The sequence below is a fragment of the Uliginosibacterium paludis genome (assembly GCF_039631355.1).
Lineage (GTDB): Bacteria > Pseudomonadota > Gammaproteobacteria > Burkholderiales > Rhodocyclaceae > Uliginosibacterium > Uliginosibacterium paludis.
In genome coordinates, this window is record NZ_JBDIVF010000002.1 from 225,476 (window position 1) to 251,049 (window position 25,574).

General features: G+C 66.4%; 20 protein-coding genes and 1 tRNA gene. 15 read left to right on the forward strand and 6 right to left on the reverse strand.

All coding sequences use genetic code 11. The features are described from left to right. Window positions 1-31: 31 nt before the first annotated feature. The 3 genes from ABDB87_RS06050 to ABDB87_RS06060 are packed head-to-tail and all read right to left on the reverse strand — an operon-like array spanning window position 32 to window position 4,222. The gene (locus ABDB87_RS06050) at window positions 32-1,594 is read right to left on the reverse strand and encodes a DHA2 family efflux MFS transporter permease subunit (RefSeq protein WP_345925066.1); all 1,563 of its coding nucleotides are present in this window, start codon (window positions 1,592-1,594) and stop codon (window positions 32-34) included. 10 nt (window positions 1,595-1,604) lie between these two features. Beyond that, window positions 1,605-2,753: an HlyD family secretion protein gene (locus ABDB87_RS06055; protein WP_345925067.1), complete on the reverse strand. Its 1,149-nt coding sequence runs from the start codon at window positions 2,751-2,753 to the stop codon at window positions 1,605-1,607. A gap of 53 nt (window positions 2,754-2,806) precedes the next feature. Continuing rightward, window positions 2,807-4,222, reverse strand: a complete 1,416-nt coding sequence (locus tag ABDB87_RS06060; RefSeq protein ID WP_345925068.1) for an efflux transporter outer membrane subunit — start codon at window positions 4,220-4,222, stop codon at window positions 2,807-2,809. Window positions 4,223-4,368: 146 nt separating this feature from the next. On the opposite strand from ABDB87_RS06060, the gene ABDB87_RS06065 reads away from it, so the two are divergent. The 4 genes from ABDB87_RS06065 (at window position 4,369) to ABDB87_RS06080 (ending at window position 7,552) form a co-directional block, all read left to right on the forward strand. Then, window positions 4,369-4,968, forward strand: coding sequence for a TetR/AcrR family transcriptional regulator C-terminal domain-containing protein (locus ABDB87_RS06065; RefSeq protein ID WP_345925069.1), 600 nt, complete (start codon window positions 4,369-4,371; stop codon window positions 4,966-4,968). Window positions 4,969-5,182: 214 nt separating this feature from the next. Further along, window positions 5,183-6,424, forward strand: coding sequence for an FAD-dependent oxidoreductase (locus tag ABDB87_RS06070; RefSeq protein ID WP_345925070.1), 1,242 nt, complete (start codon window positions 5,183-5,185; stop codon window positions 6,422-6,424). A gap of 180 nt (window positions 6,425-6,604) precedes the next feature. Further along, window positions 6,605-7,051, forward strand: coding sequence for a GNAT family N-acetyltransferase (locus tag ABDB87_RS06075; protein WP_345925071.1), 447 nt, complete (start codon window positions 6,605-6,607; stop codon window positions 7,049-7,051). A gap of 30 nt (window positions 7,052-7,081) precedes the next feature. After that, on the forward strand, window positions 7,082-7,552 hold the full coding sequence (locus ABDB87_RS06080) for a GNAT family N-acetyltransferase (protein WP_345925072.1): 471 nt from the start codon (window positions 7,082-7,084) through the stop codon (window positions 7,550-7,552). A 122-nt stretch (window positions 7,553-7,674) separates the two neighbouring features. On the opposite strand, the gene ABDB87_RS06085 is transcribed toward ABDB87_RS06080, so the two are convergent. Both ABDB87_RS06085 and ftrA read right to left on the reverse strand, forming a co-directional pair. Beyond that, window positions 7,675-9,555 (reverse strand): glycoside hydrolase family 64 protein, encoded by a 1,881-nt coding sequence (locus ABDB87_RS06085; RefSeq protein ID WP_345925073.1) that lies wholly within the window; start codon window positions 9,553-9,555, stop codon window positions 7,675-7,677. Between the two features lie 680 nt (window positions 9,556-10,235). Then, window positions 10,236-11,249 (reverse strand): transcriptional regulator FtrA, encoded by a 1,014-nt coding sequence (gene ftrA, locus ABDB87_RS06090; protein WP_345925074.1) that lies wholly within the window; start codon window positions 11,247-11,249, stop codon window positions 10,236-10,238. Window positions 11,250-11,344: 95 nt separating this feature from the next. Here ftrA and ABDB87_RS06095 point away from each other — a divergent pair, with 95 nt between their 5' ends. Continuing rightward, a complete protein-coding gene (locus ABDB87_RS06095; protein WP_345925075.1) occupies window positions 11,345-11,749 on the forward strand; it encodes a rhodanese-like domain-containing protein in 405 nt (134 codons plus the stop codon). A gap of 164 nt (window positions 11,750-11,913) precedes the next feature. On the opposite strand, the gene ABDB87_RS06100 is transcribed toward ABDB87_RS06095, so the two are convergent. Continuing rightward, window positions 11,914-11,989: transfer RNA gene (locus ABDB87_RS06100), tRNA-Phe, on the reverse strand. A gap of 145 nt (window positions 11,990-12,134) precedes the next feature. Here ABDB87_RS06100 and ABDB87_RS06105 point away from each other — a divergent pair. From ABDB87_RS06105 to ABDB87_RS06150, 10 genes are all read left to right on the forward strand, one after another. Continuing rightward, window positions 12,135-13,427 carry an HD-GYP domain-containing protein gene (locus tag ABDB87_RS06105; protein WP_345925076.1) on the forward strand — a complete coding sequence of 431 codons (1,293 nt, stop codon included), beginning with the start codon at window positions 12,135-12,137 and terminating at the stop codon, window positions 13,425-13,427. Next, window positions 13,424-15,331: an ATP-binding protein gene (locus ABDB87_RS06110; RefSeq protein ID WP_345925077.1), complete on the forward strand. Its 1,908-nt coding sequence runs from the start codon at window positions 13,424-13,426 to the stop codon at window positions 15,329-15,331. Before ABDB87_RS06105 ends, ABDB87_RS06110 begins: the two co-directional genes overlap by 4 nt. Window positions 15,332-15,661: 330 nt before the next feature. After that, on the forward strand, window positions 15,662-15,973 hold the full coding sequence (locus ABDB87_RS06115; protein ID WP_345925078.1) for a (2Fe-2S) ferredoxin domain-containing protein: 312 nt from the start codon (window positions 15,662-15,664) through the stop codon (window positions 15,971-15,973). After that, the gene (locus ABDB87_RS06120; RefSeq protein ID WP_345925079.1) at window positions 15,970-16,647 is read left to right on the forward strand and encodes an alpha/beta hydrolase; all 678 of its coding nucleotides are present in this window, start codon (window positions 15,970-15,972) and stop codon (window positions 16,645-16,647) included. The genes ABDB87_RS06115 and ABDB87_RS06120 overlap by 4 nt, the downstream gene beginning before the upstream one ends. Before the next feature lie 97 nt (window positions 16,648-16,744). Beyond that, the gene (locus ABDB87_RS06125; protein ID WP_345925080.1) at window positions 16,745-17,353 is read left to right on the forward strand and encodes a glutathione S-transferase; all 609 of its coding nucleotides are present in this window, start codon (window positions 16,745-16,747) and stop codon (window positions 17,351-17,353) included. A gap of 25 nt (window positions 17,354-17,378) precedes the next feature. Then, a complete protein-coding gene (locus ABDB87_RS06130; RefSeq protein WP_345925081.1) occupies window positions 17,379-18,881 on the forward strand; it encodes a sensor histidine kinase in 1,503 nt (500 codons plus the stop codon). After that, window positions 18,874-19,197, forward strand: coding sequence for a divalent-cation tolerance protein CutA (gene cutA, locus ABDB87_RS06135; protein WP_345925082.1), 324 nt, complete (start codon window positions 18,874-18,876; stop codon window positions 19,195-19,197). Before ABDB87_RS06130 ends, cutA begins: the two co-directional genes overlap by 8 nt. Then, entirely contained in the window at window positions 19,194-21,071 is a 1,878-nt protein-coding gene (gene dsbD / locus ABDB87_RS06140; protein ID WP_345925083.1) for a protein-disulfide reductase DsbD, read from the forward strand. Before cutA ends, dsbD begins: the two co-directional genes overlap by 4 nt. Before the next feature lie 6 nt (window positions 21,072-21,077). Further along, a complete protein-coding gene (locus tag ABDB87_RS06145; RefSeq protein ID WP_345925084.1) occupies window positions 21,078-21,434 on the forward strand; it encodes a RidA family protein in 357 nt (118 codons plus the stop codon). 131 nt (window positions 21,435-21,565) lie between these two features. Beyond that, window positions 21,566-25,489 (forward strand): DUF3683 domain-containing protein, encoded by a 3,924-nt coding sequence (locus ABDB87_RS06150; RefSeq protein WP_345925085.1) that lies wholly within the window; start codon window positions 21,566-21,568, stop codon window positions 25,487-25,489. Window positions 25,490-25,574: the final 85 nt, after the last annotated feature.

Sequence of the window (25,574 nt, forward strand, 5' to 3'; positions counted from 1 at the left end):
GGCATGCGGGGGCTTTCTGTTTGCGGCGGGCTCAGTGCGCGGCGGAGGGATCGACCGCGCGGGTCGCCCTCGGGGCGAGCCAGATGCTGCAGGCGGCCACGAACAGGATCAGCGCGATCGCCATGAAGAGCTGGTTGGTGGCCAGCATCACGCTCTGGCTCTCGACCAGCCGGTCGATCGACGAGAGGATGCCGGCGTCCTGCAGCGCACGCGCAGCATTGATGGTCGGATCCATCTGACCGACCAGACCGGCCTGATTCACCTGATCGATGCGCGCGACGATCTCGGCGTGGTTGAGCTGGATGCGGTCGTCCCACGCGGCATTGGTGATCGAGGTCGCGAAAGCCCCCGAGAGCGTGCGCAGGAAGTTCATCAGCCCGGCAGCCGAAGCGGTTTCCGCATCGTCCACGCTGCCCAGCGTCTGCCCGGTCAGCGGCACGAAGAAGAAAGGCAGGCCGACCCCCATGATCAGCAGCGGCAGGGAGATCTGCCAGTAGGTCATGTCGGTGGTCGCGAAGGAGCGCCACAGCGTGATGCCGGCCAGCCAGCTGACGCCGAAGAACACCAGCCGGCGCGCATCGATCTTCTCCGACAGGATCGCGGCAAAGGGTGCGCAGAACACTGCCAGCACGCCACTCCATGCCGTCGTCATCCCCGACCAGGTCGCGGTGTACCCCATGTGCTGCTGCAACCAGAGCGGGGTCAGCACATTGACGCTGAAGAAGGCGCCGAAAGCGAGCACCAGGGTCAGCACGCCCATCGAGAAGCCCCGATGCCGGAACACGCGCAGATCAACGATGGGATGGCGCTCGGTCATCTCCCAGATCATGAAGGCCGCGAAGCCGATCACGGCGACAATGGCCAGACCCACGATGACGGGCGAAGCAAACCAGTCCAGGTCCTTGCCTTCATCGAGCATGATCTGCAGCGCACCGACCCAAACGATCAGCAGCACCAGGCCGATGACATCAATGGGCTGACGCACCAGCTTCGACTCGTAGCGCTTGAGCAGCCCCCAGGCGAACCAGGCACAGGCCAGCGCGATCGGCACGTTGATGTAGAAGATCCAGGACCAGTGCGCGCGATCGCAGATCACGCCCCCCACGATCGGGCCCAGCACCGGCGCGATCAGGGTGGTCATGGCCCACAGGCCGGTCGCGGCCGCTGCCTTGTCCTTCGGGAAGATGCGCAGCAGGAGGGTTTGCGACAGCGGCATCAGCGGCCCGCCGGCCAGACCCTGCAGAATGCGCCCGGCCACCAGCAGGCCCAGCGAATTCGAGAAGCCGCACAGCATCGAGGCGATGCCGAAGAGCGCCATCGAGGTCACGAAGACCCGCACCGCACCGAAGCGCCCGGCGAGCCAGCCGGTCAGCGGCACGGTGATGGCCTCGGCCACTGCATAGGACGTGATGACCCAGGTGCCCTGCGAGCTGGTCACGCCAAGCGCGCCGGCGATGGTCGCCACCGACACGTTGGCGATGGTCATGTCCAGCACGGCGATGAAGTTCGCCAGCGCCAGCGTGAGCGCAGCGATGATCAGCATGCCGCCATGCAGCGGCTTGATCTCATCCGTCAATGCGTTTTGCGTACTCATGACAACTGCCTCAGTTGCTGCTGCGGGTATCGATCGTGGCATGCATGGAAAGGCCGACCTGCAGCGGATGCGCCTTCAGATCGTCCGGGTTGATCTCGATGCGCACCGGCAGGCGCTGCACGACCTTGATCCAGTTCCCGCTGGCATTCTGTGCCGGGATCGCCGAGAAGGCCGCGCCGGTGCCGCCGGAGAAGCCGCTGACGGTGCCGCGGTAGGTCACGCCGCTACCGTAGATGTCGGCATGCAGTTCCACCGGCTGGCCCACGCGCACGTCTTCGAGCTGCACTTCCTTGTAGTTCGCGTCCACATGCATCTGGTCTACCGGCACCACGCTCAGCAGGGCGGTGCCGGCCGCAATGCGCTGCCCTACCTGCACCTGGCGACGCGCCACGACACCATTGACCGGTGCGCGCACGACGGTGCGGTCCAGATCGATCTTCGCCTGATCGCGACGGGCGCGGGCCAGCGTGACTTCGGGGTTGGTCTCAAGCGTGCTGTCGTCGATCAGCGCTTCATTGGCCTTGCGCGTGCCGACTGCTGCAGCATGGTTGGCGCGCGCCTGGGCGAGGCTGGCGCGGGCGGATTCCAGTGCCGCGCGGGCACCGGCAAAGGCATTGCGGGCACGCGTGAGTTCATCGCCCGAGACCGAGCCGGAGCCGATCAACGCTTCGCGGCGCTTGAGGTCGATGTCGGCACGCTCGAAGTCGGACTGGGCCGACGCCAACTGGGCCACCGCGCGCTGCTCGTCGGCTTCACGGGCGGCAATCTGGGCGGCCAGCCCGGTGTCGGTGGCCTGGTAGCCGCGCACCTTGCGCACCGCACGGCCATATTCGGCTTCGGCCTGGGCGAGCGCGAGGCGCGCGTCGCTGTCATCGATGACGACCAGCACTTCGCCGGCCTTCACGGCCTGAGTATCGGTCACGCGCACTTCCTTGACCGTGCCGCCCACCGACGGCGTGACCTGGGCGATCTCGACGGCGGCATAGGCGTTGTCGGTCGTCACGAAATGCGAGGCATACATCGACCAGTAGGCGCCATAGCCGATCGCGGCGAGTGCCACGACGCAGCCCAGGGCGGTGAACAGGGTCTTGCGGCGCTGGCCGTTGCGGGCATCCACTTCGGCGACGGCGCTGGTTTCGACGGGATTGATTTCTGACATGTCGGGTTCTTCCTGAAAACGGTTCCGGGGGGAGGAAAATCTCGGCTCGCGCCTCAGCTCGCGCGGTAGCCACCGCCGAGGGCGCGCACCAGCGCCACATCGAGGGTGAAGGCGCGGGACTGCAGATCGCTGAGTCCGCGCATCGCGGAGAGCAGGCTGTCTTCGGCGTTGAGCACTTCGAGGTAGTTCGAAAGACCACCGTCATAACGGTTGCGGGCGATCTGCCAGGCTTCGCGGGCGGCTTCGACGGATTCACCGGTCTTGCTCAGACGCTCGGCCAGCGCGCGCTGGCTGGTGGCCGCATCGGCCACGTCCTGCAGCGCGCGGGTCACCGTGCTGTCGTAATTCGCCACCGCTTCGTCATAGTCGGCACGGCTGCTGCGGTATTGCGCCTTGAGCCGGCCGCTGCTGAAGATCGGCAGCGAGATCGCCGGGCCGACACTGCCGATGTCGGAACCCGAGCTGAACAGCTTGTCGATGCCCAGCGCCTGAGCGCCGATGAAGGCGGAGAGATTCACATCCGGATAGAAACCGGCTTCGGCCACGTCGATCCGCTTCGCGGCGGCTTCCGCACGCAGGCGTGCCGCAACCACGTCGGGCCGGCGGCCGAGCAGCGCGGCGGGCAAGGCGGCGGGCAGGCCTGGCGCACGCTCGAGCGAGATCGCCGGCCGGGAAATGCCGAGACCACGATCCGGCCCTGCACCCATCAGCGCAGCGATGCGATTGCGCTGCAGGGCGATGTCTTCATCCACCGCCAGCAGATCGGCTTCGGCCGCCGTCTGGCGCGCCTCGGCCTGCCTCACGCTGCCCAGGGTCTCGAGACCGTTTGCCTGCCGCTCATGGAAAAGCTGCGAGGTCTTGCTGCGCACTTCGACGGCAGCGGCGGCGGTATCACGCGCCGCGAACAGCCGGGCGAGTTCGGCGTAGGCGCTGGCGATGGACGTTTCCAGCACCAGACGGGCCTGGGCCGCATCGGCCGCAGCGGCTTCACGCTCGGAGGTAGCGGCAGCGAGTGCCGCACGGTTGCGGCCCCAGAAATCCAGCTCCCAGCTCAGATCCAGCGACACCCGGCCGTAATCGTTCCAGCCCTGCGGCGCCATGCTCTTCGGCGTGAGGTAGTTGTAGCTCTGCTTGGCTTCGTTGAAGGAGGCGTTGCCGCTGATCTGCGGGCCGGTATTCGAGCGCGTGCTCGCCACGCCGGCCTCGGCCTTCTGCAGGCGGGCCTGGGCGGCGCGCAGGCTGGGCGCATCCGTCAGCGCTTCGGCGATCAGCTGGTCCAGCTGACGATCACCATATTCCAGCCACCAGTTGCCACCCGGCCAGACCTGGCTGTAACCGCGCAGGCTGGTGCCGGCCTGCCAGGCATCGGCAGCGCGCAGATGCGGCGCTTCGCCGAGATCCGGCAACTGCGCGCAGGCACCGAGGAATAAAAAGGCCGCCAGCAGACCGAGGGTCTGCGTGCGGCGCAAAGGTGCCCTGTTGCGGGCACCACCTTGGGGGAGGGAGTGTCTGTTTGTCACAAGCGGCGTCCTTAACTGAACTGTACGGTACAGTATCCTTGACAGATCGCCCTTGTCAATCAAAACTGTACTGGTAAGTTCAAAAAAGGTTAAACGTGAGAACCAAAAGCGAGACAAAGCGGCAATGCATCGTCGACGCCGCCAAGGAAGTCTTCCGCGAGCTGGGCTTCGGTGCGGCCTCGATGTCGGAGATCTGTGCCCGGGCCGGTGGCTCGAAGGCCACGCTGTACAGCTATTTCAGCTCGAAGGACGAGCTGTTTTCCGCCGCCATGCGCGAGTTCGCCGAAACGCACATGGAAGGCGTCTTCCGCGAGCTGGACCCGCTGCGCACCCCCGCCGAGGCGCTGCACGCCTTCGGCGCACGCTTCCTGCTGCTGATTGCCCAGCCGGAGCTGATCAGCTGGCATCGCACGGTGTTCTCGGAAGCCTGCAAGGGTGACTTCGGCAAGCTCTTCTACAAGCTGGGGCCGGCCGAAGGCCAGGCCAATCTCTCGGCCTATCTGGCGCGCTGCATGGCTGCAGGCAGCCTGCGGCAGGCCGACAGCGCCGTCGCCGCGCAACATCTGATGGGCCTGCTCAAATCGGAATGCATCGACGTGCTGCTGCTGGGCGTGCGTGACAGCGTGCCCGAAGCCGAAGGCCGCGCCATGGCAGGGCGGGCGGTGGACGCCTTTCTGCGGGCTTATGCCGTCTGAATGAAGACCGGTCGTTGCCGGACCGCGATGGCCGGGCTTCGCATCAGGCTTGTTGGTAAGGCGCGCTGCAGCGCACAATGACGGAAACAGGAACTCGCCCGCCGCGCGGCGCAGTCCGGCCCCTCCCCATTTCAGACAGGGATTCCCTCATGACAGCGCAATCCTCCCCGCCCGGTCTCCTCCTGCGCCGCCCCCTCTCCGGCAGGGGGCGCGCATGACACGCAGCGTGATCGTTCTGGGTGCCGGCATGGTCGGCGTGAGTACCGCGCTTCACCTGCAGGCGCGGGGCCATGAGGTGCTGCTGGTCGACCGCAAGGCGCCCGGCCGCGAGACCTCCTACGGCAATGCAGGGCTCATCCAGCGCGAAGCGGTCGAGCCCTATCCGCTGCCGCATGAGCCGGCCGAACTCGTTCAGCATGCCTTGCGTCTGAGCCCGGCGGTGAGCTACCACCTGTGTGCGCTGCCCGGCCTGATGCCGAGGCTTGCCGCCTACTGGTGGGCGTCGATGCCTTCGCGGCATGCGCGCATCGCGAAAGACTGGGCCACGCTGATCGCGCACTCGACCAGCGAGCATGCCGACTGGATCGAACAGGCCGGTGCGCAGGATCTGGTGCGCAAGAAAGGTTTCCACTTCGCCTGGCGGCATGCCGCGAGTTTCCGTGAAGGCCTCGCCAAGGCGCAGCGCTATCACGACCAGTATGGCGTGCAGTTCTCGGCGCTCGATGGCGAAGCGCTGTGCGCCGCCGAACCCGCGCTCACGCAGCGCTTTGCCGGTGGCGTGCACTGGACCGACCCCTGGGCGGTGAACGATCCGGGTGAGCTCGTGGCGCGCTATGCCGCGCTCTTCACGGCGCGTGGCGGGCGCCTGATGCGCGGTGACGCCTCCAGCCTCAAACAGGCCGGCAAGGGCTGGTCGCTGATCACCGAAGAAGGCCCGCAGCAGACGAGCGATGCGGTCGTCGCATTGGGCCCCTGGGCGGAAGACCTGATCCTGCCGCTGGGCTATCGCCTGCCGCTCTTCGTGAAGCGTGGCTACCACCGCCACTATCAGGTACCCCGCCAGCTCAGCATGCCGCTGCTCTGTGCGGATGATGGCGTCATGCTCGCTCCGATGCGCGCCGGCCTGCGCATCACCACCGGCGCCGAACTCGCGCCGCGCGACGCGCCGCCTTCGCCGGTGCAACTCGCGATGGCCGAGAAAGTCGCCCGCCGTGCCCTGTCGCTCGGCGAGCCGGTGGAGGCCCAGCCCTGGCTGGGTGCGCGCCCCTGCACGGTCGACATGAAGCCGGTGATCGGCGCCGCGCCGCGGCACCCGGGCTTGTGGTTCAACTTCGGTCATGCGCACCAGGGCTTCACGCTGGGCCCGGCGACCGGCCGGCTGTTCGCCGATCTGTTCGACGGGAAGACGCCCTATGTCGACGCCACCCCCTTCCTGCCGGATCGATTCGGCAGCTGAGCCGGGGGCGGCAAGCAAGCGCGTGCCAGGCTGAGCAGAGCGGGCGCGCGCAGCGGAGTGCCGCGAGCCCTTTCTTCGCCGGCGCCAATTGCGCATCATGGAAGGCCTGAGCGGATCGCGAGCCGGCAGGCGCCGATGAAGCCCGCATCATCCTGAACACCCTGCGGAGTCACACGCCCCATGTCCGACACGTCCGAAGTCCCCGGCTATGAAATCTCGAGCGATCCGGGGCGACTCGATATGGCCGTGATCCACGGCTATCTCAGCACCAGTTACTGGTCGCCCGGCGTTCCGCTGGAGGTCGTGACGCGGGCCGTCCGGCACTCGCTGTGCTTCGGTGTGTATCACCAGGGCGCGCAGGTCGGCTTTGCCCGGGTGGTGACCGACCGCGCGAGCTTCGCCTACCTCGCCGACGTATTCATTCTCGAGGCGCACCGGGGCCAGGGACTGTCGAAGCAGTTGATGCGCGCGATCATGGCGCATGAGGCGCTGCAGGGCCTGCGCCGCTTCATGCTGGCGACCCGGGATGCGCACGGCCTCTACCGGCAGTTCGGTTTCGAGTCGCTGGCCAATCCGGCCCGCATGATGGAAATCCTGCGGCCGGATATTTACAAGTCCAAACCCTGATCGATCCGGTTTTCATCCCCCCGACACGACATGCCATCGACATTGCCGGACATCCGCTTCAGCGCCGCCCAGCCGGAAGACTTCGAAGCCCTGCTTGCCCTGCGCATCGAGGCCATGCGGGAGAGCCTGACGCGCATCGGCCGCTTTGACCCGGCACGTGCCAGAGCCCGCCTGCTTGCCGGCTTCTCGCCCGCCGACACCCGTCATATCGAGCATGAGGGCCAGCGTGTGGGCTTCGTCGTGACGAAAGCCCTGCGCGACTGCCTGCTGCTCGACCATCTCTACCTTCTGCCCGCACACCAGGGGCGCGGCATCGGCCATGCGGTCATGACGCAGGTGCTGGATGAAGCGGCCGCGCTGAACCTGCCTGTCCGCGTGTGCGCGCTGCGCGAGAGCGCGGCCAACCGTTTCTATCTGGCGCACGGCTTCCAGCTGATCGAGCAGGCCGAGTTCGACAACACCTACCTCCGTCCCCTGCCCGCAACGCCGCACCCGATGTGAGCCTCAGGCCAGCCCGGGTGCCCCTGCCGCAATCGGCGCAGACCGGCAGAGCCCAAAAAAACCCGCGCCGAAGCACGGGTCATGAACGAGCCAGGCAAATCGCCAGGCAACGAGGAAAGAGGCTACCAGCCGATGTTCACCACCAGCGCTTTCGGCTTCGACGAATACAGCAGCGTGCTCTTGTCCCGCACGTCATCGTAGGCAAAACCGTAGGCCAGGTTGTCGAGACTGTGCTGATGCCAGAACTTCGCGTAGTAGTTGGTCGGCGCGGTGGCGTAGTAGGTGCTCGCATCGCTCCACAGTTCGCCGGCCACCGTCTTCACGAGATGACGATTGAGTGCGGCGCAGATCTGTGCCTGCACCACCAGATCGAGGCGTGAGCCGGAGGCCAGCGGGCCGGAGCCTTCCAGCACGTTCAGCGTGGAAGGCTTGCTGCGGATGTAGGCGTACTCCGCGCCACCGTTCTTGCTGAAGGTGAACACGTCTCCACTGACCCGGCCCACGAAGCTCGACATCACGCCCTGATCCGGGAAGGAGAATTTCAGATCGTTCGTACGGTAGTAGTCCCACACCTCGTTCACATAGCTGTCGAGGTAGCCGGCGTAGGCCGCCCCGGGCGCCATCGTGCCCTTGCCCGGCGCGAGGATGCGGTAGGGCTGCTTTACCAGCCCCTTGAAGGCATCCGGCACCTCGCGCTGGAAAGCGGTGAAGAGGCCCGCGCGGGTCTCGGTCTCGCCAACCGTCTTGTCCACCCCGTCGTTGCCGACAAGCCGTGCGGTCAGCGGGAAGCCGAACTGATCGACGCGGGTGGTGTTGCCCCAGAAGCCGGTCGAGAGCAGCGTGAATTCGGCGAAATCGAAATACACGTCCTGGTTCGGATCCTGCGGATTGCCCAGATTCGCACCGGCAAAGCCGACCTTGCCGTCCGCGCCCATCACGATGCGGATGTACATCGGCGAGCCCACGCTCATGAAGAGCCGTGCGCCTTCGAGCGGCGCAATCGACACCCAGGAAGCCTCGGCCAGCGTGTGGAAATAGTTGGCGTAATTCACGCCCGCCTTGCTGAGGTGGCCACTCGCATCATTGTCGGACACCAGCGCCGGCTGCATGCTGCCGTCCTTCGCGATGTATGACATGGCCTTGGTCGCCGGATTCAGGCCGATGATGGCCCAGTAGATCTGGCTGTCCGCAAAGTTGCCGCGTGTGCCGTTCTTCAGCTGCACGGTCATCGTGCGCGAGCCGACCGGAATCGATGAAGCCGCGCTGCTGCTCACGCTGCTGGCACTGCTCGCGGCCGACGAACTGGCGCGGCTGGAGGAGGCCGAAGAGGCCGCGCTACTGCTCGCGGCGCTGCTCGCCACACTGCTGGCCGAACTGCTGCCGGCACTGCCGAGCACCAGGCTGGCGCTGGGCGAATCGTAGGCCGGCGTGCCGTTGTTGTAGGTGAACCAGTAGTTCAGCGTCTGCCCGGCCTGCGCGGGGAAACTCCACTCATAGCGTGCGGTGGAAGCATTCCAGCTCATGCGCACGTTCTGCTGCGCGCCACCCGCCAGCGAGTAATGCGCGTCCACCCAGGTCGTTGCCACCTTCGAGACGAACCACAGCGTCGCCTTGCCGTTGGCAAGCGTGGCACCCGCGGTGTAATTCGCCCCGGTCGTGGCGGCCTGGCTCACGATCGTACTTGTGCTGGCCGAGTTGTAGGCCGCACTGCCATTGTTGTAGGTAAACCAGTAGCTGAGCGACTGGCCCAGCGTTGCGGCGAAACGGTATTCGTAGCGGCTGCTGGACGCGTTCCAGCTCATGCGCACATTCTGCTGACCGCCTCCTGCGAGGCTGTAGTGCGCATCGACCCAGCTCGTGTTCACCTGTGACTCGAACCAGATCGTTACATTGCCACTGGCATATTCGCTCCCTGCGGTGAAGTCCGCAGCCTGAGCCACCGGAAGCAGGCTGCTCGCCCACAGCATCAGCAGCAGAAATACGCGTCGGAATATGGCTGTCATTGTTTTCCCTTCCATGACGGCGGGGCGCCGGCTGACGCCCAGACCGGGAGCACGATAGGTTTTGCCGGAAGGCGCTGACAAGCCTCAAGAGACAGGAGGCAGCAGGAGAGATCCGTATGTCATTCAATGACTTGCTGCGCGGGACAGACGGTCGGATCGGACGCATGAGCGCAGGCCCGCGCAACTCACGCCCGGCCGCGGATTCTCTTTCTTGCCCGACAGATCAGTCCGCCTGACAGGATCCCCGCGAGGCAGCATCGATGCACGAACTCCACACTGATGAGGCCAAACAGGGGGCTTGCCATGACGAAAGGCGAAACGGCATGACGTCAGCATGCATGATGCTGTCCATCAGCAGATGACTGAAGGTGCTGACCAAGCGGTTTGCACACGCGGCCGCAAAACAGCCCGATCAACGCGACCCCCGGCAAGCTGTGCGAGGCACCGTGCAGTTCGCCCCGGTTCGTGAGCATGGCGACCAGGGTCTGGAGAACCATCACGATCGGTGCGTCGCTCAATACGGCCAGTGAGAACCGGTTCCGGATCGCGGCCTTGGCAACAGGTCCGCATTCCTTGTGCAGCGGTGCGCGGCATGGCATGACCTCAGGGACGGCTCGGGCACATCCGACCGGCAGCACGGCCATTCCGGCCCGGTGAGGGCAGACCGCAGCGAGCGGCTTTCAGGACCGCGAGGCCCCAGTGGAACCCGATCCGGGCGCAGCGAAACTCTTGCGGTATTCCCGGGGCGAAACCGCCAGCCGTTCGCGGAAGTGGTGGCGCAGTACCTGAACGCTGCCGAAGCCCGCTTCGGCGGCCACCCGCTCGACCGGCAGGCGGGTTGTTTCCAGCAGGCGGCGTGCTTGCGAAATACGCTGGTCGATCAGCCATTGGCCAGGCGTCATCCCGGTTGCGTCCAGAAAACGCCGGAAGAAGCTCCGGGGGCTCACTGCCAGCAGACCGGCCATGCGCTCCACCGGCCAGTCCGCGTTCAGCTGTGCCCGGATGATGTCCAGCGCACCGGCCAGCCGATCATCACGATCCGCCGGAACGGGTCTTTCGATGAACTGGGCCTGGCCGCCCCCGCGGTGGGGCGGCATGACCAGTCGCCGGGCCACGGAACTGGCGGCATCCACACCATAGTCCTGGCGGATGATGTGGAGCATCAGATCAATGCCGGCAGCACTGCCGGCCGAGGTATACACCCGCCCCTCCTCCACATACAGAACGCTGGCATCCACTTCGATTTCAGGATGGCGTGCCTTCAGCAGCTCGGCATAGCGCCAGTGCGTTGCCGCACGGCGGCCGTCCAGCAAGCCTGTCGCGGCAAGCACGAAAGCGCCGGAGCAGATGGAAGCCAGACGCGCACCACGTTCCCAGGCACGTCTCAGCCGATCGGCAAGCGTGGCGGGCACCGGCACGGCCGCCCCTTTCCAGCCCGGCACCACGATCAGGTCGGCACGGTCGAGCAGATCCAGCCCCGCAGTCGCGGCAAGGGTCAGCCCGCCATGGGCGCGAAGCGGCCCCGGCTCGATGGCCGCGCTGGCGTAGCGATACCAGTCGCGTCCCATTTCAGGCCGGGACAATCCGAACACCTCGGCAACGATGGCGAATTCGAAGGTGCACAGGCCGTCATAGACGAGCGCGACGACCAGGGGGCCTATCAGATCTTCCGGAGCGAACGAACCCGATTCCATGGCTGGCAGAAAATGATCGATAAGTGGCTTTCCTGCCAATTGTAGGGCCGCACAGCCTCCGACACCATGCAAGCACCTTACAGACGGAGCCCGCCATGCCCACCGCAGTCAGCACCATTCCCGCCGCCCCTTCTTCAATTGCCGAAGCGCATTTCGCCGCCGGATTCAGCTTCGAGACCGACTGCTGGGACGTGCATGAAAGCCTGGCGGCCGGCGCAGACTTTGTCCTGCTTGATGTCCGCTCCCCGGCGCTGTTTGCCCGCGGCCACGTTCCGGGCGCCATCAACCTGCCGCACGGCAAGCTCGTCGAGCACAAGCTCGCCCAGTGGCCGGCCGGGACGCTCTTCGTGACCTACTGCGCCGGGCCGCACTGCAACGGCGCCGCCCGCGGCGCGCTGCGTCTCGCCCGGCTGGGTCGCCCGGTGAAAATCATGGCCGGCGGCATCACAGGCTGGATCGACGAGGGTTTTGAACTGGCCCGCGAGGCAACGCCAGACTGAGCGCGCGGCCGGCCACGTTCGGGGCCGGGCTGCTGGCGCGCGCCACCGCTTCGCAAACGTCCCGACGGTCAGGTGAGAACGGAATCTGCCCGGTCTGAAATGAAAGGAGCTGCGCGCGGAAACGAAAAAGCCCCGTCACGGGGACGGGGCTTTTCGGGTATTCCTGGTGGCCAGTCGCGGAATCGAACCACGGACACGCGGATTTTCAATCCGCTGCTCTACCAACTGAGCTAACTGGCCGGTGAGCCGAGGAATATAGCAAAGGCTCCCTGCGTGGGCAAGTTTTTTTTGAGGCCGACGCAGCCGGACGGGTGTTGCCAGTCAACTTCCGGCCGCGCCTGCCGATTACCTGCAGATGATCGAGAGGCTCACAGGAACCATCAGGATGAATCGCGAGCAGGCAGAAACCAGCTATTTCGTGACGCCGGACCAGTTGGGGATCGGGCTGTTCGTCTATATCGACCTGCCCTGGTTCAGCCATCCCTTCAGCTTCAACAGCTTCAAGATCCGCAGCGAGGATCAGATCCAGACGCTGCGGGGGCTCGGCGTCAAGCGCTTCCGCTACGACCCGGACCGCAGCGACGCGCCGCAGTTTCCGGCCACAGCGCCGGTCGCCGAAGCCGCCGAACCGGTCAGCGAGCCAGCGCAGGCAGACGCGGAAGACCCGGCCCTGAGCAGCAAGCGGGCACGGGCGGCCGTGCTGCGGGAGCGGCGCGAGCGCATCGCGAATGTGGAAAAGGCCTTCGCCAAGGCGGCGGCGATCATGCGCAACATCAACCGCAACATCCTGTCGCGGCCGAAGGAATGCCTGGAGGAAGTCAGCGAACTGGTGCGCCAGATGGCGACGGCCTTTCTCGAAGCACCGGAGCTGACCCTGCATGTGATGGGCGCCAAGGCCGGCGGCGAGGAGGTTTACTACCACGGGCTCAACACTTCGATCCTCGCCATGATGCTCGCCCGCGAGATGGGCATGCCGGTGGAGGATGGCCGCACGCTCGGGCTCGCAGCCCTGCTGCATGACGTGGGCCTGATCGAGATCCCGGACAAGGTATTGAAGAAAACGGAAGACCTCACCAGTTCCGAGATCGAGCTGCGCCGGATGCATGTGGATTACGGCATCCGCATCGGCAAGCAGGCCGGCCTGCCCGACAGCGTACTGGCCGTCATCTATCAGCATCATGAGCTGGCCGACGGCAGCGGTTATCCGCGGGGGCTTTCGGGCAACGCGATCCTGCCGCTCGCGCGGGTCGTCTCGATGGTCAATTACTACGACAACCTGTGCAATCCGCTGAGCCTCGCCAAGGCGCTGACGCCGCATGAAGCGCTCTCGCTGATGTTCGCGCAGCGGCGCAGCAAGTTCGACGCCAAGCTGCTGCAGCTCATGATCAAGAATCTGGGCGTGTATCCGCCCGGCACGGTGGTGCGGCTCTCCAACGAGGCGCTGGGGCTCGTGCAGTCGGTCAATCCGCAGAAGCCGCTGCGCCCGTGGGTGCTGGTCTATGACCCGGACGTGCCCAAGGAAGAGGCGATCATGATCGACCTCGAACAGGAGCCCGACATCAACATCAGCAAGGCGATCCGGCCGGTGCAGCTGCCCGCCGCAGCACTCGACTACCTCAGCCCGCGCCGCCGGGTGACCTATTTCTTCGACGCCGGCAATGCCGGCCCGGCACGATGAGCGCCTCACCCGAAGCCCTCCTGCTTGATGCCAGCAGCGAAATCCTCCTGCTGGTGGCGCCCGACACGCTGGAGATCGTGGCGGCGAACGCGGCCGCGCTGCGCGAACTCGGCCATGCGCGCGAAGCGCTGGTGGGGCGGCCGATCACCGACATCGAATGCGCACTCTCCGACGTGTTCTTCTGGGAAGAAGTCCGCAATGGCGGCAGTGCCGAACTCAACGACGCCGAAGGCCTGCACCAGCGTGCCGACGGCGAGATGCTGGCCACGCTCAAGAGCGTGAGCCGGCTGCCCGGCGAGCCGGGCTGGATCGTGGTGCGCGCGCGCAGCATTGCGGATCAGAAACGCGCCGAGGAAGAGCTCGCGCTGATGACCTCTCAGCTCCGGGCCACGCTGGAAGCGACCGCCGACGGCATTCTCGTGCTGGACCGCCAGAAGCGGATCACCAACATGAACCGGCGCTTCTCGAAGATGTGGCAGCTGCCTGACGAGCTGCTGCTGCGCCATGAAGACGGTCGCCTGCTCGAATACATGCTGACCCGCATCGCGCAGCCCGATCTGCATGCCAAGCATCTGATGGAACTGGGTGCCGACGAGACGCGGGAAACCTTCGACACGGTGCCGCTGGTCGATGGCCGCATTTTCGAATGCAAGTCACGCCCGGCGCGTCATGGCGAGCAGGTGATCGGCCGAGTGTATTGCTTTACCGACGTGACCCAGCGTCATCGCGCGGAGCAGGAACTCATCGCCGCCCGTGACGCCGCCACCGCCGCCAGCCGCGCCAAGGGCGAATTCCTGGCGATGATGTCGCACGAAATCCGCACCCCCATGAACGGCATCATCGGCATGGCGCAGCTGCTCGAAACCACGCCGCTCAACGCCGAGCAGGGCGATTACGTGCGCACCATGCGATCGTCGGGCGACGCGCTGCTGGCCATCATCAACGACATCCTCGACTACTCGAAGATCGAGGCGCGCAAGATGGAGCTCGAATCCACCAGCTTCCGGCTGGACCGGATGCTGGACGACCTGAGCCGCCTGTTCTCGCTGCAGGCGCGCGAAAAAGGTCTGCTCTTCGAGAGCCGCGTCGACGGCACGGTTTCCAATGCGCTGATCGGCGACCCGGTGCGGGTGCGCCAGATCCTGCTGAATCTGGTCGGCAACGCCATGAAATTCACCGCCAGCGGCAGCGTCAAGGTGTCGGTGCAGGAGGTCGGCCGGGCCAATTCCCGCTGCCGGCTGCGCTTCTCGGTGCGTGACACCGGCATCGGCATTCCGCTGGACAAGCAGGCCCACATCTTCACGCCCTTCGAGCAGGCCGACATGTCCACCACCCGGCGTTTCGGGGGCACCGGCCTGGGCCTGTCGATCTGCCGCATGCTCTGCGAGCTCATGGAGGGCGAGATCGGGCTGGTGAGCGAACCGGGCGCGGGCGCCGAATTCTGGTTCGAGATCTGGCTGGGCCAGGCCGTTGCCGAACCCGACGCGCCCGCCGAGCGCGCCGGCCCCGAACTCGTCATTCCGGCCCAGGCGCGCATCCTGATCGTGGAAGACAACACCGTGAACATCATGGTGCTGGGCAAGCTGCTGCGCAAACTCGGCGCCAGCGAAGCACGCACCGCGCGGGACGGTCTGGAGGCTCTCGACTGCTGCCAGCAGGCCCGCTTCGACCTGATCCTGATGGACACCCACATGCCGAAGATGGACGGGCTGAGTGCCACCCGCGCGCTGCGCGCCCGCGGCATCGAGGCACACATCGTGGGCTGCAGTGCCGACGCCATGGCCAGCGACCATGCGGCAGCACTCGAAGCCGGCATGGACGACTACCTGACCAAGCCGATCGCGCTCGAAGCCCTGCGCCAGACCCTCGAACGCTGGCTCGCACGGCGACCGCTGCCGGGCTGAGGACGATCCCGGGGCGAAGGCAGTCTGCCTATAATGGGCGACCCGCCCGATACACGACAACCGACCCCATGAGCCTGCGCAGTTCCTGAAAGTCCGCTCGCGATCCCGTGCCAGCGCCCGACCGGCCGCGCCTGCCCCGACAGGCCGCACATGACGGACAGGCCGCGCGCCGGACCGCTCCCGAGCGCGGCCGAAGGCGGCAAATGAGAAGGAAGGTGCACGGTCTCCCGAAGGCTGCCGCCGGTCATTGCTCCGGCCTCTTCGCGAGCCGGGCCCGTGCGGACACAGCGGGCAGGCATGCCCATCACCCGACCGAACGGTATTGACCCCATGAGCCAGTTCTTCGAACACCACGTCTTCTTCTGCTGCAACAAGCGCGCAGCTCCCGATGCCAGCTGTGAGAACCACGGCGCGAGCGAGCTCCAGGCCTATGCCAAGGACCGCATCCGCGAACTGGGCCTGGCCGGCAAGGGCAGCATCCGCATCAACAAGGCCGGCTGCCTCGGCCGCTGTGACGACGGCCCGGTGCTGGTCGTCTATCCCGAAGGCGTCTGGTACACCTTCGTCGACCGCGAAGACATCGACGAAATCATCACCGAGCACCTGCAGCACGGCCGCGTGGTGGAGCGCCTCAAGCGATGAAGGCGCTGCCCACCGAAACCCTGCTCATCGACGGGCCGGACGGCACCATCGAACTGCTCGTCGACGCGCCGCAACAGGCACGCGGCGTGGCCCTGGTCTGCCATCCGCATCCGCTCTTCGGCGGCGCCAACACCAACAAGGTCGCCCACACGCTCGCCCGCACGCTCCGCGACCTCGGCTACATCGCGCTGCGACCGAACTTCCGCGGGGTGGGCCGCTCGGAAGGCGCCCATGACAACGGTGGCGCCGAAACGGCCGACATGCGGGCCGTGCTGGACTGGGCCCGCGCCAACTGGGAGCTGGACGATAGCAGCCCGGTCGTGCTCGCCGGCTTTTCCTTCGGCGCCTTCGTGCAGACCCGCGTCGCCCGCCGCCTGGCCGAAGCGGGGCACCCGGCCAGCTGGCTGATCCTCGTCGGCACCGCAGCCGGCTTCGTCGAAGGCGCCCGCCAGTACGACACCGAGGCGGTCGGGCCGGATACCCTGGTCATTCACGGCTCGAAGGATGAAACCGTCCGGCTCGAAAACGTGCTGGCCTGGGCCGAGCCGCTCGAGGTGCCGGTCATCGTCGTGCCCGGCGCCGACCACTTCTTCCATGGCCGCCTGCACGTCCTGCGCGACATCATCAACCGCGCCGCCTGCGAATGCGGCGAGCCGGAAGAGGGACACACCTGATCTGCCGCACGCCCGGCAAGGGCGATGATGCGACCTTGCCGGCGCGGCGCAGCCGCCCTCGCCAGATTTTCCGCTGCAAACCTGTGGAGCTTCCGACATGAAACTCATCGCCTCGCTGACCAGTCCCTACGTGCGCAAGATCCGCGTGCTGCTGCTCGAAAAAGGCATCCCCTTCGAGCTGGTACTCGACTCGCCGTGGGAAGCCACCACCCATGTTCCGGACTTCAACCCGCTGGGCAAGGTACCGGCGCTCGTCACCAATGACGGCGAGGTATTCTTCGATTCGCCGGTGATCGCGGACTACCTCGAAACCCTGGGCGTCTATGCCCCCGAGCTGCCCGCCGATGCCATGGAGTGCGTGCGCATCCGCCAGATCGAAGCCCTCGCCGACGGCATCGTGGACGCGGGCGTGGCCTGGTTTCTGGAAACACGGCGACCCGAAGACAAGCAGATGCCCGAAGCCATGGAGCGCCAGCGCGGCAAGATCCTGCGCAGCCTCGGCGAGCTGGAAAAACGCATCCAGGGCCGGGAATGGCTGCGCGGCGACGCGCTCTCGCGCGCCGACATCGCCGTCGGCTGTGCGCTGCTCTGGCTCGATTTCCGCCTCGGCAGCTTCGACTGGCGCAGCAGGCATCCCGGCGTGGCGGCCTTCGTGGCCCGTCTCTCGGAGCGCCCCAGCTTCGCCCAGACCGTGCCGGTGCTCTGAGTTGTCGCAGGCCGGACTGCCAGGCATGACACCGGCTCGCCACGCGGCGGCCGGGCTGCTGCTCATGCCTGCGCTGGCCCGCGCCAACCACGGCAGCGGCCAGGACGTCTCGGGCCCGCTGCTGTGGTCCATCGGCCTGCTCTGTCTGGTGGTAGTGCTGGTGCTGCTCTACCTCTTCCGCCAGACGATGCTCGCCAGCGAGCGGCGCAGCACGAGCAGCCTGCTGCTGCCCGAGGAGCCCGGTGCGCCCGGCTCCGGCCCCTCGCACTTCAATACCCTGTTCGCGCTGACGCCGGTGCCGGTCTCCATCGTGCGCCTGGCCGATGGCGTCCATCTCGAGGTGAATGCGACCTGGGAGCGCGTTTCCGGCTGGTCACGCGATGAAGTGCTGGGCCGCACGACGCGCGACATCAACGGCTGGGTCTCCGATGCCGAGCGGGCGGACTACCTCGCCGTGCTCAAGCGGGACGGCCGCATCGACAACCTGCCCGTGCGCTTCCGGCTGCGCAACGGCAAGATCCGGCACTTCCTCTCGCACTGCCGGATCATCGAGTATGCACGGGTCACCTGCATCTTCAGCGCCTATGTCGATATCACCGAGCAGCTGCAGGCAGAAGCCAGCCTGATCGAGCTCAACGCGCGACTCGAGCAGCGGGTGGCGGAACGCACCGCCGAGCTGGCCCGTGCAAACGCCTCGCTGGAAGCCTCGCTGGGCACCCTCAAGCTGACCCGCGACGAGCTGGTTCACTTTGAAACCATGGCCTCGCTGGGCTCGATGGTGGCGGGCATCTCGCACGAGCTGAACACGCCGCTGGGCAATGCGCTGACACTCGGCAGCTCGCTGCATGACCAGGTCCAGGGCTTCCGCCGCCGCCTGCACGACGGCCCGCTCACCCGCAGCGCGCTCGATGAGTTCCTCGACGATCTCGACCAGGGCAGCGGCCTGCTCACCCGCAGCCTGGAGCGCGCCGCCGAACTGGTGACCAGCTTCAAGCAGGTGGCCGTGGACCAGAGCTCCGAACGCCGCCGCAGGTTCATGCTCGATGAGCTCGTCAATGATGTGCTCAACACCCTGCGCCCCTCGCTGCGCCACCGTCCGGTCGAGCTCAAGGTGCTGCTCGACAAGGCCATCACGATGGACAGCTACCCCGGCCCGCTGGGGCAGGTGATCGTCAATCTGGTCCAGAACGCGCTGATCCACGGCCTGGCCGACGTGGCCCAGGGCAGCATCCGCATCGAAGCGCTGCTGAGCGGCGAACACGAGGCAGAGCTGCGCATCTCGGACAATGGCAGCGGCATCAGCGCCGAACACCTGCCGCGGATCTTTGACCCCTTCTTCACCACGCGGCTGGGCAGCGGCGGCTCCGGACTGGGGCTCTCGATCGTGCACCGCATCGTCACCACGGTGCTGGGCGGCAGCATCAAGGTCAGCTCGACACCGGGCGAAGGCAGCACCTTCCGCATCCTGCTGCCGCTCGAAGCACCGCACCAGACACCGCCCGCGCCCCTGGTGCCGCCCCATGACTGAAGCCCTCGTCGTGCTCTGCAACGTGCCCGATGCCGGCTGCGCGGAGCGCATCGCCCGCGCACTGGTGGAACGCCGGCTCGCGGCCTGTGTCAACATCCTCCATCCCTGCCTCTCGGTCTATCGGTGGCAGGGCGAGGTCGAGACGCAGCACGAGATTCCGCTGCTGATCAAGACCACCGCTGCATGCTTCGCCGCGCTGTCTGCCGCCCTGAGCGAACTGCACCCTTATGAAGTACCCGAAATCATTGCCCTGCCCGTGAGCGCCGGCCTGCCCGCGTATCTGGGCTGGGTCAGTCAGGAAACCCGAGCCGAATGAAGCGCCTGCTCCCTGCCCTACTGCTCAGCCTCGCCCTGTCGTGTCTTGCCCGCCTCGTGCTGGCCGCCGCCCCCGAACCGCTCCCGCCCGAGCAGGCCTACCGGCTCAGTGCGAGCCTGATTGACGAGCAGACCGTCGAGGTGCGCTTCGCCATCGCGCCGGGCTACTACCTCTACCGCGACAAGCTGGGCTTCCGCCTCGCCCCCGGCGACAACGCGCTCGCCGCCTACACGCTGCCCGAAGGCCTGCCACATGAAGACCGCTTCTTCGGCAAGCAGCCGATCTATCGCGACAGCCTGCAGCTCACGCTGCGCCTGACCCGGCCCGCCACCGGCCCGCTCACCCTCACCGTGCTGCATCAGGGCTGTGCCGATTTCGGCATCTGCTATCCGCCCAGCGAAGTTCCGGTCGAGCTCAGGCTCGCCAACATGTCCACCGCGCTCCAGAAGCCGGGCCACTCGCTGATCGCCGGGCTGGACCAGCCCGCGCAGGACCTGCGGATCGACACGCCCGCGGCCGTCGTGACGGCAGCCGTCGCCCCCGGAGCGGCCTCGACGGACGCCGCCGCGGCCTCCACCGAGGATGCCGACGGCGTCGCCCGCCTGCTGGGCGAAGGCAAGCTCGCGCTGATCCTCGCCAGCTTCTTCGGCGTCGGGCTGCTGCTCTGCTTCACCCCCTGCGTGCTGCCGATGGTGCCGATCCTCTCCGGCATCATCGTCGGTCACGGTCACCGCATCAGCACGCGCCGCGCGCTGACGCTCTCGCTCGCCTATGTGCTGAGCATGGCGCTCACCTATGCCCTGGCCGGGGTGGCCGCGGCCTTCTCCGGTCAGCTGCTGTCGACCTGGCTGCAGAACGTGTGGGTGCTGGGCGCTTTCGCGCTGCTCTTCGTACTGCTCGCACTGGCCATGTTCGGCGCCTGGGAGCTGCAATTGCCGGCCCGCTGGCAGCACCGGCTGTCGACCCGCGCCCATCATCACGGCGGCTCGGTGCCGCAGCTGGCCATCATGGGCGCCATCTCCGCCCTGATCGTGGGTCCCTGCGTCACCGCGCCGCTGGTGGGCGCCCTGCTCTACATCGCCCGCACCGGCGACGCACTGCTCGGCGGTCTGGCGCTGTTCGCCCTCGGACTCGGCATGGGCGTGCCGCTGGTGGTAGTCAGCGTGGCCGCACGCCGCTACCTGCCCAAGCCCGGTCCCTGGATGGAAGGCGTGAAGCGCTTCTTCGGCTTCCTGCTGCTCGCCACCGCGCTGTATCTGGTCGCCCCGGTGCTGCCGCCGCTGCTGACGATGCTGGGCTGGGCCACCTTGCTGGTCATGGGCGGGCTCTTCCTGCACGCGCTCGACAGCCTGCCGGCCGGCGCGCGCCCGCTGCAGCGCCTGCAGAAAGGCCTCGGCCTGCTGGCACTGCTGGCCGGCGCGGCGATTTTCATCGGCGCGCTCGCCGGCAGCCGCGACCCGCTGCAACCGCTGGCAGGGCTGCGTGGCAGCGCGGCCGCAGCGACCGCTCAGCCCGCCTTCGAACGCATCCGCAGCAGCGCCGAGCTGGATCAGCGGATTGCAGCCAGCGACCGGCCGGTGATGCTCGATTTCTATGCCGATTGGTGCGTGAGCTGCAAGGAAATGGAGCACCGCACCTTCACCGACCCTGATGTGGCCGCCCGTCTGGCCGGCTTCACGCTGCTGCAGGCCGACGTGACCGCCAACACGCCGGCCGACCGCGAGCTGCTCAAGCGCTTCGGCCTCTACGGGCCGCCCGGCATCCTTTTCTTCGCCCCCGGCCAGGCCGATGAACGACGCCCGCTGCGCGTGGTCGGCTTCATGGGCGCCGAGCGTTTCGGCCGCGTACTCGACGCAGCCTCCACCACCCCCTGAACCGCCATGACCCAGACCATCACCCGCCTCAACCCCTCCGCCCGCTACGCCGATGCAACCTGCTTCGCCGGCATCGTCCAGGCAGTGGAAGTCCCCGCCAGCGCAACCGACGGCATCCATGAGCAGACCACCTCGATGCTCAAGGCGCTGGAGGCGACTCTGGAACGCGCCGGCGCCTGCAAGGATCGGCTGCTGATGGCCACGATCTACCTCACCGACATGGCCGACTACGCCGGCATGAACGAAGCCTGGGAGGCCTGGCTGCCGGCGGGCTGCGCCCCGGCGCGCGCCTGCGTGCAGGTGGTGCGCCTCGCCGACCCCGCCTGGCGCGTCGAGATCGCGGTGATGGCTGCCGCCACCTGAGCCGGAGGCCGGCGGCCACGCCGGTCAGCATTCCCCCCAATGTCGTGCGGGTCGCCTTTGCCCGCGCAAAGCCCTAAAATGGGCCGCCTGCCAGCCCCCGGCAAGCCTTCCCCACAGAGCGCCCCCCGACCATGCAAGTTGCACCCGAGTTCATGACCGCCCCGGCCCCCGTGCGCCTGCGCGAGATTCCGTACAACTACACCTCCTTCTCCGACCGCGAGATCGTGATCCGCCTGCTGGGCGACGAGATGTGGTCCGTGCTGGACAGCCTGCGCACCGAGCGCGTCACCGGTCGCTCCGCACGCATGCTCTACGAAGTGCTGGGCGACATCTGGGTGGTGCAGCGCAACCCCTATCTGGAAGACGACCTGCTCGACAACCCGGGTCGCCGCAAGGCCTTGCTCGACGCCCTGCGCCATCGCCTCAACGAAGTCGAGAAACGTCGCCTCGACTCCCGCTCCGAAGACGCGGACCGCAGCGAGAAAGTCGGCCTGCTGGTCGCGGCCGCCAACAAGGCCGTGGATGCCTTTGCAGCCCATTTCGAGCGCACCGCCAGCCTGCGCGCGCGCGCGCTGCGCCTGCTATCGAAACACACCCGGCGCGACAACATCGCCTTCGATGGCTATGCCCGCGTCGCCCATGTGACCGACGCCACCGACTGGCGCGTGGAATTCCCCTTCGTCGTGCTCTATCCCGACACCGAAGAGGAAATCGGCCATCTGGTGCGCAGCTGCATCGAGCTGGGCCTCACCATCATTCCGCGGGGCGGCGGCACCGGTTACACCGGCGGCGCCGTACCGCTCACAGCCAATTCCGTTGTCATCAACACCGAAAAGCTCATCGATATCGGCGAAGTCGACAGCCAGACCTCGCTGCCCGGCGTGGACCAGCCCTATGCCACCGTCTTTACCGGTGCCGGCGTGGTCACGCGGCGGGTGATGGATCTGGCCGAGCACAACGGCCTGGTCTTTGCCTGCGACCCGACCTCGGCGGACGCGTCCTGCATCGGCGGCAACATCGCGATGAACGCCGGCGGCAAGAAGGCGGTGCTGTGGGGCACGGCGCTCGACAACCTCGCGTCCTGGCGCATGGTCACGCCGGACGGCAACTGGCTCGAAGTCGAGCGTCTCAACCACAACCTCGGCAAGATCCACGATCAGGCCGAGGTGCTGTTCCGCCTGAAGCGCTTTGACGCCTCCGGCAAGAAGCTGCTCGGCGAAGAATTCCTGACGATTCCCGGCGAACGTTTCCGCAAGGTGGGGCTGGGCAAGGACGTGACCGACAAATTCCTCGGCGGCCTGCCCGGCATCCAGAAGGAAGGCACCGACGGCATCATCACCAGCGCCCGCTGGCTGCTGCACAAGCTGCCGCCGCACACCCGCACGGTCTGCCTGGAATTCTTCAGCCAGGTACGCGAAGCGGTGCCGGCGATCGTCGAGATCAAGGATTTCATCGAAACCCTGCCCAAGACCGGCAACAACCGCGTGATGCTCGCCGGCCTTGAGCACCTGGATGAGCGCTATGTGCGGGCGGTGGGCTACGCCACCAAGGCCAAGCGCCATGGCCGGCCGAAGATGGTGCTGATCGGCGACATCGTCGGTGACGATGAAAACGCGGTCGCCCAGGCGGCCTCCGAAGTCGTGCGCCTGTGCAATGCACGCGGCGCGGAGGGCTTCATCGCCGTCACCGCCGAAACCCGCAAGAAATTCTGGCTCGACCGCTCGCGCACCGCGGCGATCGCCAAGCACACCAACGCCTTCAAGGTGAATGAAGACGTGGTGATCCCGCTGCCGCGCATGGGCGATTATTGCGATGGCATCGAGCGCATCAACATCGAACTCTCGATCCGCAACAAGCTGCGCCTGGTCCAGGCGATCGACCGCTTCTTCCGCGGCGACCTGCCGCTGCGCGAATACGAGTCGGCGCTGGAAAAGGACGAGCTGATCGGCGACCGCCGCCTGCGTGCGCTGGAAGTCATCGACACCATCAACACGCGCTGGACCTGGATCCTCGAGCATCTGGACCTGCCGCTTGCCGAGGCCGAAGCGAAATTCGCGGAGCTGGGCATCAACGCCGGCACGCTGCAAAACAAGGCCGACGAACTGCGCCTCTTCCACAGGCTGCAGGATTATTCCGTTCGCATCTCCTGGAAGACCGAACTGAAGGCCGCCATCGAAGAGATCTTCGAGGGCAACACCTACCGGCCGGTCATCGAGCGCCTGGAGGCGATCCACAAGGAAGTACTGCGTGGCCGCGTGTTCGTGGCGCTGCACATGCACGCCGGCGACGGCAATGTGCACACCAACCTGCCGGTGAACTCCGATCATTACGAGATGCTGCAGGAAGCCTATGCCGCCGTCGAACGCATCATGCATCTCGCGCGTGGCCTGGGTGGCGTGATCTCCGGAGAGCATGGCATTGGCATTACCAAGTATGAGTTCCTCACCGAAGAGGAGCTCGCCCCCTTCCATGCCTACAAGCAGAAGGTGGACCCGGAAGGCCGCTTCAACGCCGGCAAGCTGATGCCGGGTGCCGACCTGCGCAACGCCTACACGCCCTCCTTCAACCTGATGGGCCACGAGTCGCTGATCATGCAGCAGAGCGACATCGGCGCGATCTCCGCTTCGGTGAAGGACTGCCTGCGTTGCGGCAAGTGCAAGCCGGTCTGCTCCACGCATGTGCCACGCGCGAACCTGCTCTACTCGCCGCGCAACAAGATCCTCGCCACGTCTCTCCTGATCGAAGCCTTCCTGTATGAAGAGCAGACCCGCCGCGGCGTCTCGATCAAGCACTGGGAAGAATTCGAGGATGTGGGCGACCACTGCACGATCTGCCACAAGTGCTACACGCCCTGCCCGGTGGACATCGACTTCGGCGACGTGTCGATGGCGATGCGCAGCCTCCTGCGCAAGATGGGCAAGCAGAGCTTCAACCCGGCCAAGACCCTGGCCATGGCCTTCCTCAACACCACCTCGCCGGAAAAGATCAAGTTCCTGCGCAAGGTCTCGATCGAGTGGGCCTACAAGGCGCAACGCCTGGGCGTGGATCTGCTACGCCCGTTCAGCAAAGGCAGCACAAAGCAGCCGCCCGCCTCGCTCGGCAAGCCGGCGATCAAGGCGCAGGTGATCCACTTCGTGAACAAGAAGATGCCGGGCAACCTGCCGAAGAAGACTTCGCGTGCGCTGCTCGACATTGAAGACGATCACGTCGTGCCGGTAATCCGCGATCCGCAGAAAACCAAGGTCGATTCGGAAGCGGTGTTCTACTTCCCTGGCTGCGGCTCCGAGCGCCTCTTCTCGCAGGTCGGGCTCGCGACGCAGGCCATGCTCTATCACGTCGGCGTGCAGACGGTGCTGCCGCCCGGTTACCTGTGCTGCGGCTATCCGCAGCGCGGATCGGGGCAGGACGATCAGGCCGAAAAGATCACCACCGACAACCGGGTGCTCTTCCACCGTGTGGCCAACACGCTCAACTACCTCGACATCAAGACCGTGGTGGTCAGCTGCGGCACCTGCTTCGATCAGCTCACCAAGTATCAGTTCGAGAAGATCTTCCCCGGCTGTCGCCTGGTGGACATCCATGAGTTCCTGCTCGAAAAGGGTGTGAAACTCGAAGGCGTGTCCGGCACCCGCTACATGTACCACGATCCCTGCCACAGCCCGATGAAGCAGCAGGATCCCCTCAAGACCGTGAACGCCCTGATCACGGGTGTGGCGGGTCAGGCGAAGATCGAGAAGTCGGACCGCTGCTGCGGCGAATCCGGCACGCTGGCCGTCGCCCGCCCGGACATCTCCACCCAGGTGCGCTTCCGCAAGGAAGAGGAACTCGTGAAGGGTGCCGACAAGCTGCGCGCCGATGGCTTCGATGGCGAGCTGAAGGTACTCACCTCCTGCCCGGCCTGCCTGCAAGGCCTGCAACGCTACAAGGAAGATGTGGACAAGCTCGACACCGACTACATCGTGATCGAACTGGCGAAAAACATCCTCGGCGAGAACTGGCTGCCCGACTATGTCAGGCAGGCCAATGCCGGCGGCATCGAGCGCGTGCTGCTCTGAGCCGCGTTCCGCAGGCCCGCTTCATGGCGGGTCTGCACCTCGCCGATCTGCCCCCTCGGGCAAACGGCAAATATTGCCGTGACAT

What these genes read in the sequence shown, in the direction of transcription:
- ABDB87_RS06050 (WP_345925066.1), bottom strand. Translation starts at nt 1,594, where the DNA reads ATGAGTACGCAAAACGCATTGACGGATGAGATCAAGCCGCTGCATGGC.
- ABDB87_RS06055 (WP_345925067.1), bottom strand. Translation starts at nt 2,753, where the DNA reads ATGTCAGAAATCAATCCCGTCGAAACCAGCGCCGTCGCCGAAGTGGAT.
- ABDB87_RS06070 (WP_345925070.1), top strand. Translation starts at nt 5,183, where the DNA reads ATGACACGCAGCGTGATCGTTCTGGGTGCCGGCATGGTCGGCGTGAGT.
- ABDB87_RS06075 (WP_345925071.1), top strand. Translation starts at nt 6,605, where the DNA reads ATGTCCGACACGTCCGAAGTCCCCGGCTATGAAATCTCGAGCGATCCG.
- ABDB87_RS06080 (WP_345925072.1), top strand. Translation starts at nt 7,082, where the DNA reads ATGCCATCGACATTGCCGGACATCCGCTTCAGCGCCGCCCAGCCGGAA.
- ABDB87_RS06085 (WP_345925073.1), bottom strand. Translation starts at nt 9,555, where the DNA reads ATGACAGCCATATTCCGACGCGTATTTCTGCTGCTGATGCTGTGGGCG.
- ftrA (WP_345925074.1), bottom strand. Translation starts at nt 11,249, where the DNA reads ATGGAATCGGGTTCGTTCGCTCCGGAAGATCTGATAGGCCCCCTGGTC.
- ABDB87_RS06095 (WP_345925075.1), top strand. Translation starts at nt 11,345, where the DNA reads ATGCCCACCGCAGTCAGCACCATTCCCGCCGCCCCTTCTTCAATTGCC.
- ABDB87_RS06105 (WP_345925076.1), top strand. Translation starts at nt 12,135, where the DNA reads ATGAATCGCGAGCAGGCAGAAACCAGCTATTTCGTGACGCCGGACCAG.
- ABDB87_RS06110 (WP_345925077.1), top strand. Translation starts at nt 13,424, where the DNA reads ATGAGCGCCTCACCCGAAGCCCTCCTGCTTGATGCCAGCAGCGAAATC.
- ABDB87_RS06115 (WP_345925078.1), top strand. Translation starts at nt 15,662, where the DNA reads ATGAGCCAGTTCTTCGAACACCACGTCTTCTTCTGCTGCAACAAGCGC.
- ABDB87_RS06120 (WP_345925079.1), top strand. Translation starts at nt 15,970, where the DNA reads ATGAAGGCGCTGCCCACCGAAACCCTGCTCATCGACGGGCCGGACGGC.
- ABDB87_RS06125 (WP_345925080.1), top strand. Translation starts at nt 16,745, where the DNA reads ATGAAACTCATCGCCTCGCTGACCAGTCCCTACGTGCGCAAGATCCGC.
- ABDB87_RS06130 (WP_345925081.1), top strand. Translation starts at nt 17,379, where the DNA reads ATGACACCGGCTCGCCACGCGGCGGCCGGGCTGCTGCTCATGCCTGCG.
- cutA (WP_345925082.1), top strand. Translation starts at nt 18,874, where the DNA reads ATGACTGAAGCCCTCGTCGTGCTCTGCAACGTGCCCGATGCCGGCTGC.
- dsbD (WP_345925083.1), top strand. Translation starts at nt 19,194, where the DNA reads ATGAAGCGCCTGCTCCCTGCCCTACTGCTCAGCCTCGCCCTGTCGTGT.
- ABDB87_RS06145 (WP_345925084.1), top strand. Translation starts at nt 21,078, where the DNA reads ATGACCCAGACCATCACCCGCCTCAACCCCTCCGCCCGCTACGCCGAT.
- ABDB87_RS06150 (WP_345925085.1), top strand. Translation starts at nt 21,566, where the DNA reads ATGCAAGTTGCACCCGAGTTCATGACCGCCCCGGCCCCCGTGCGCCTG.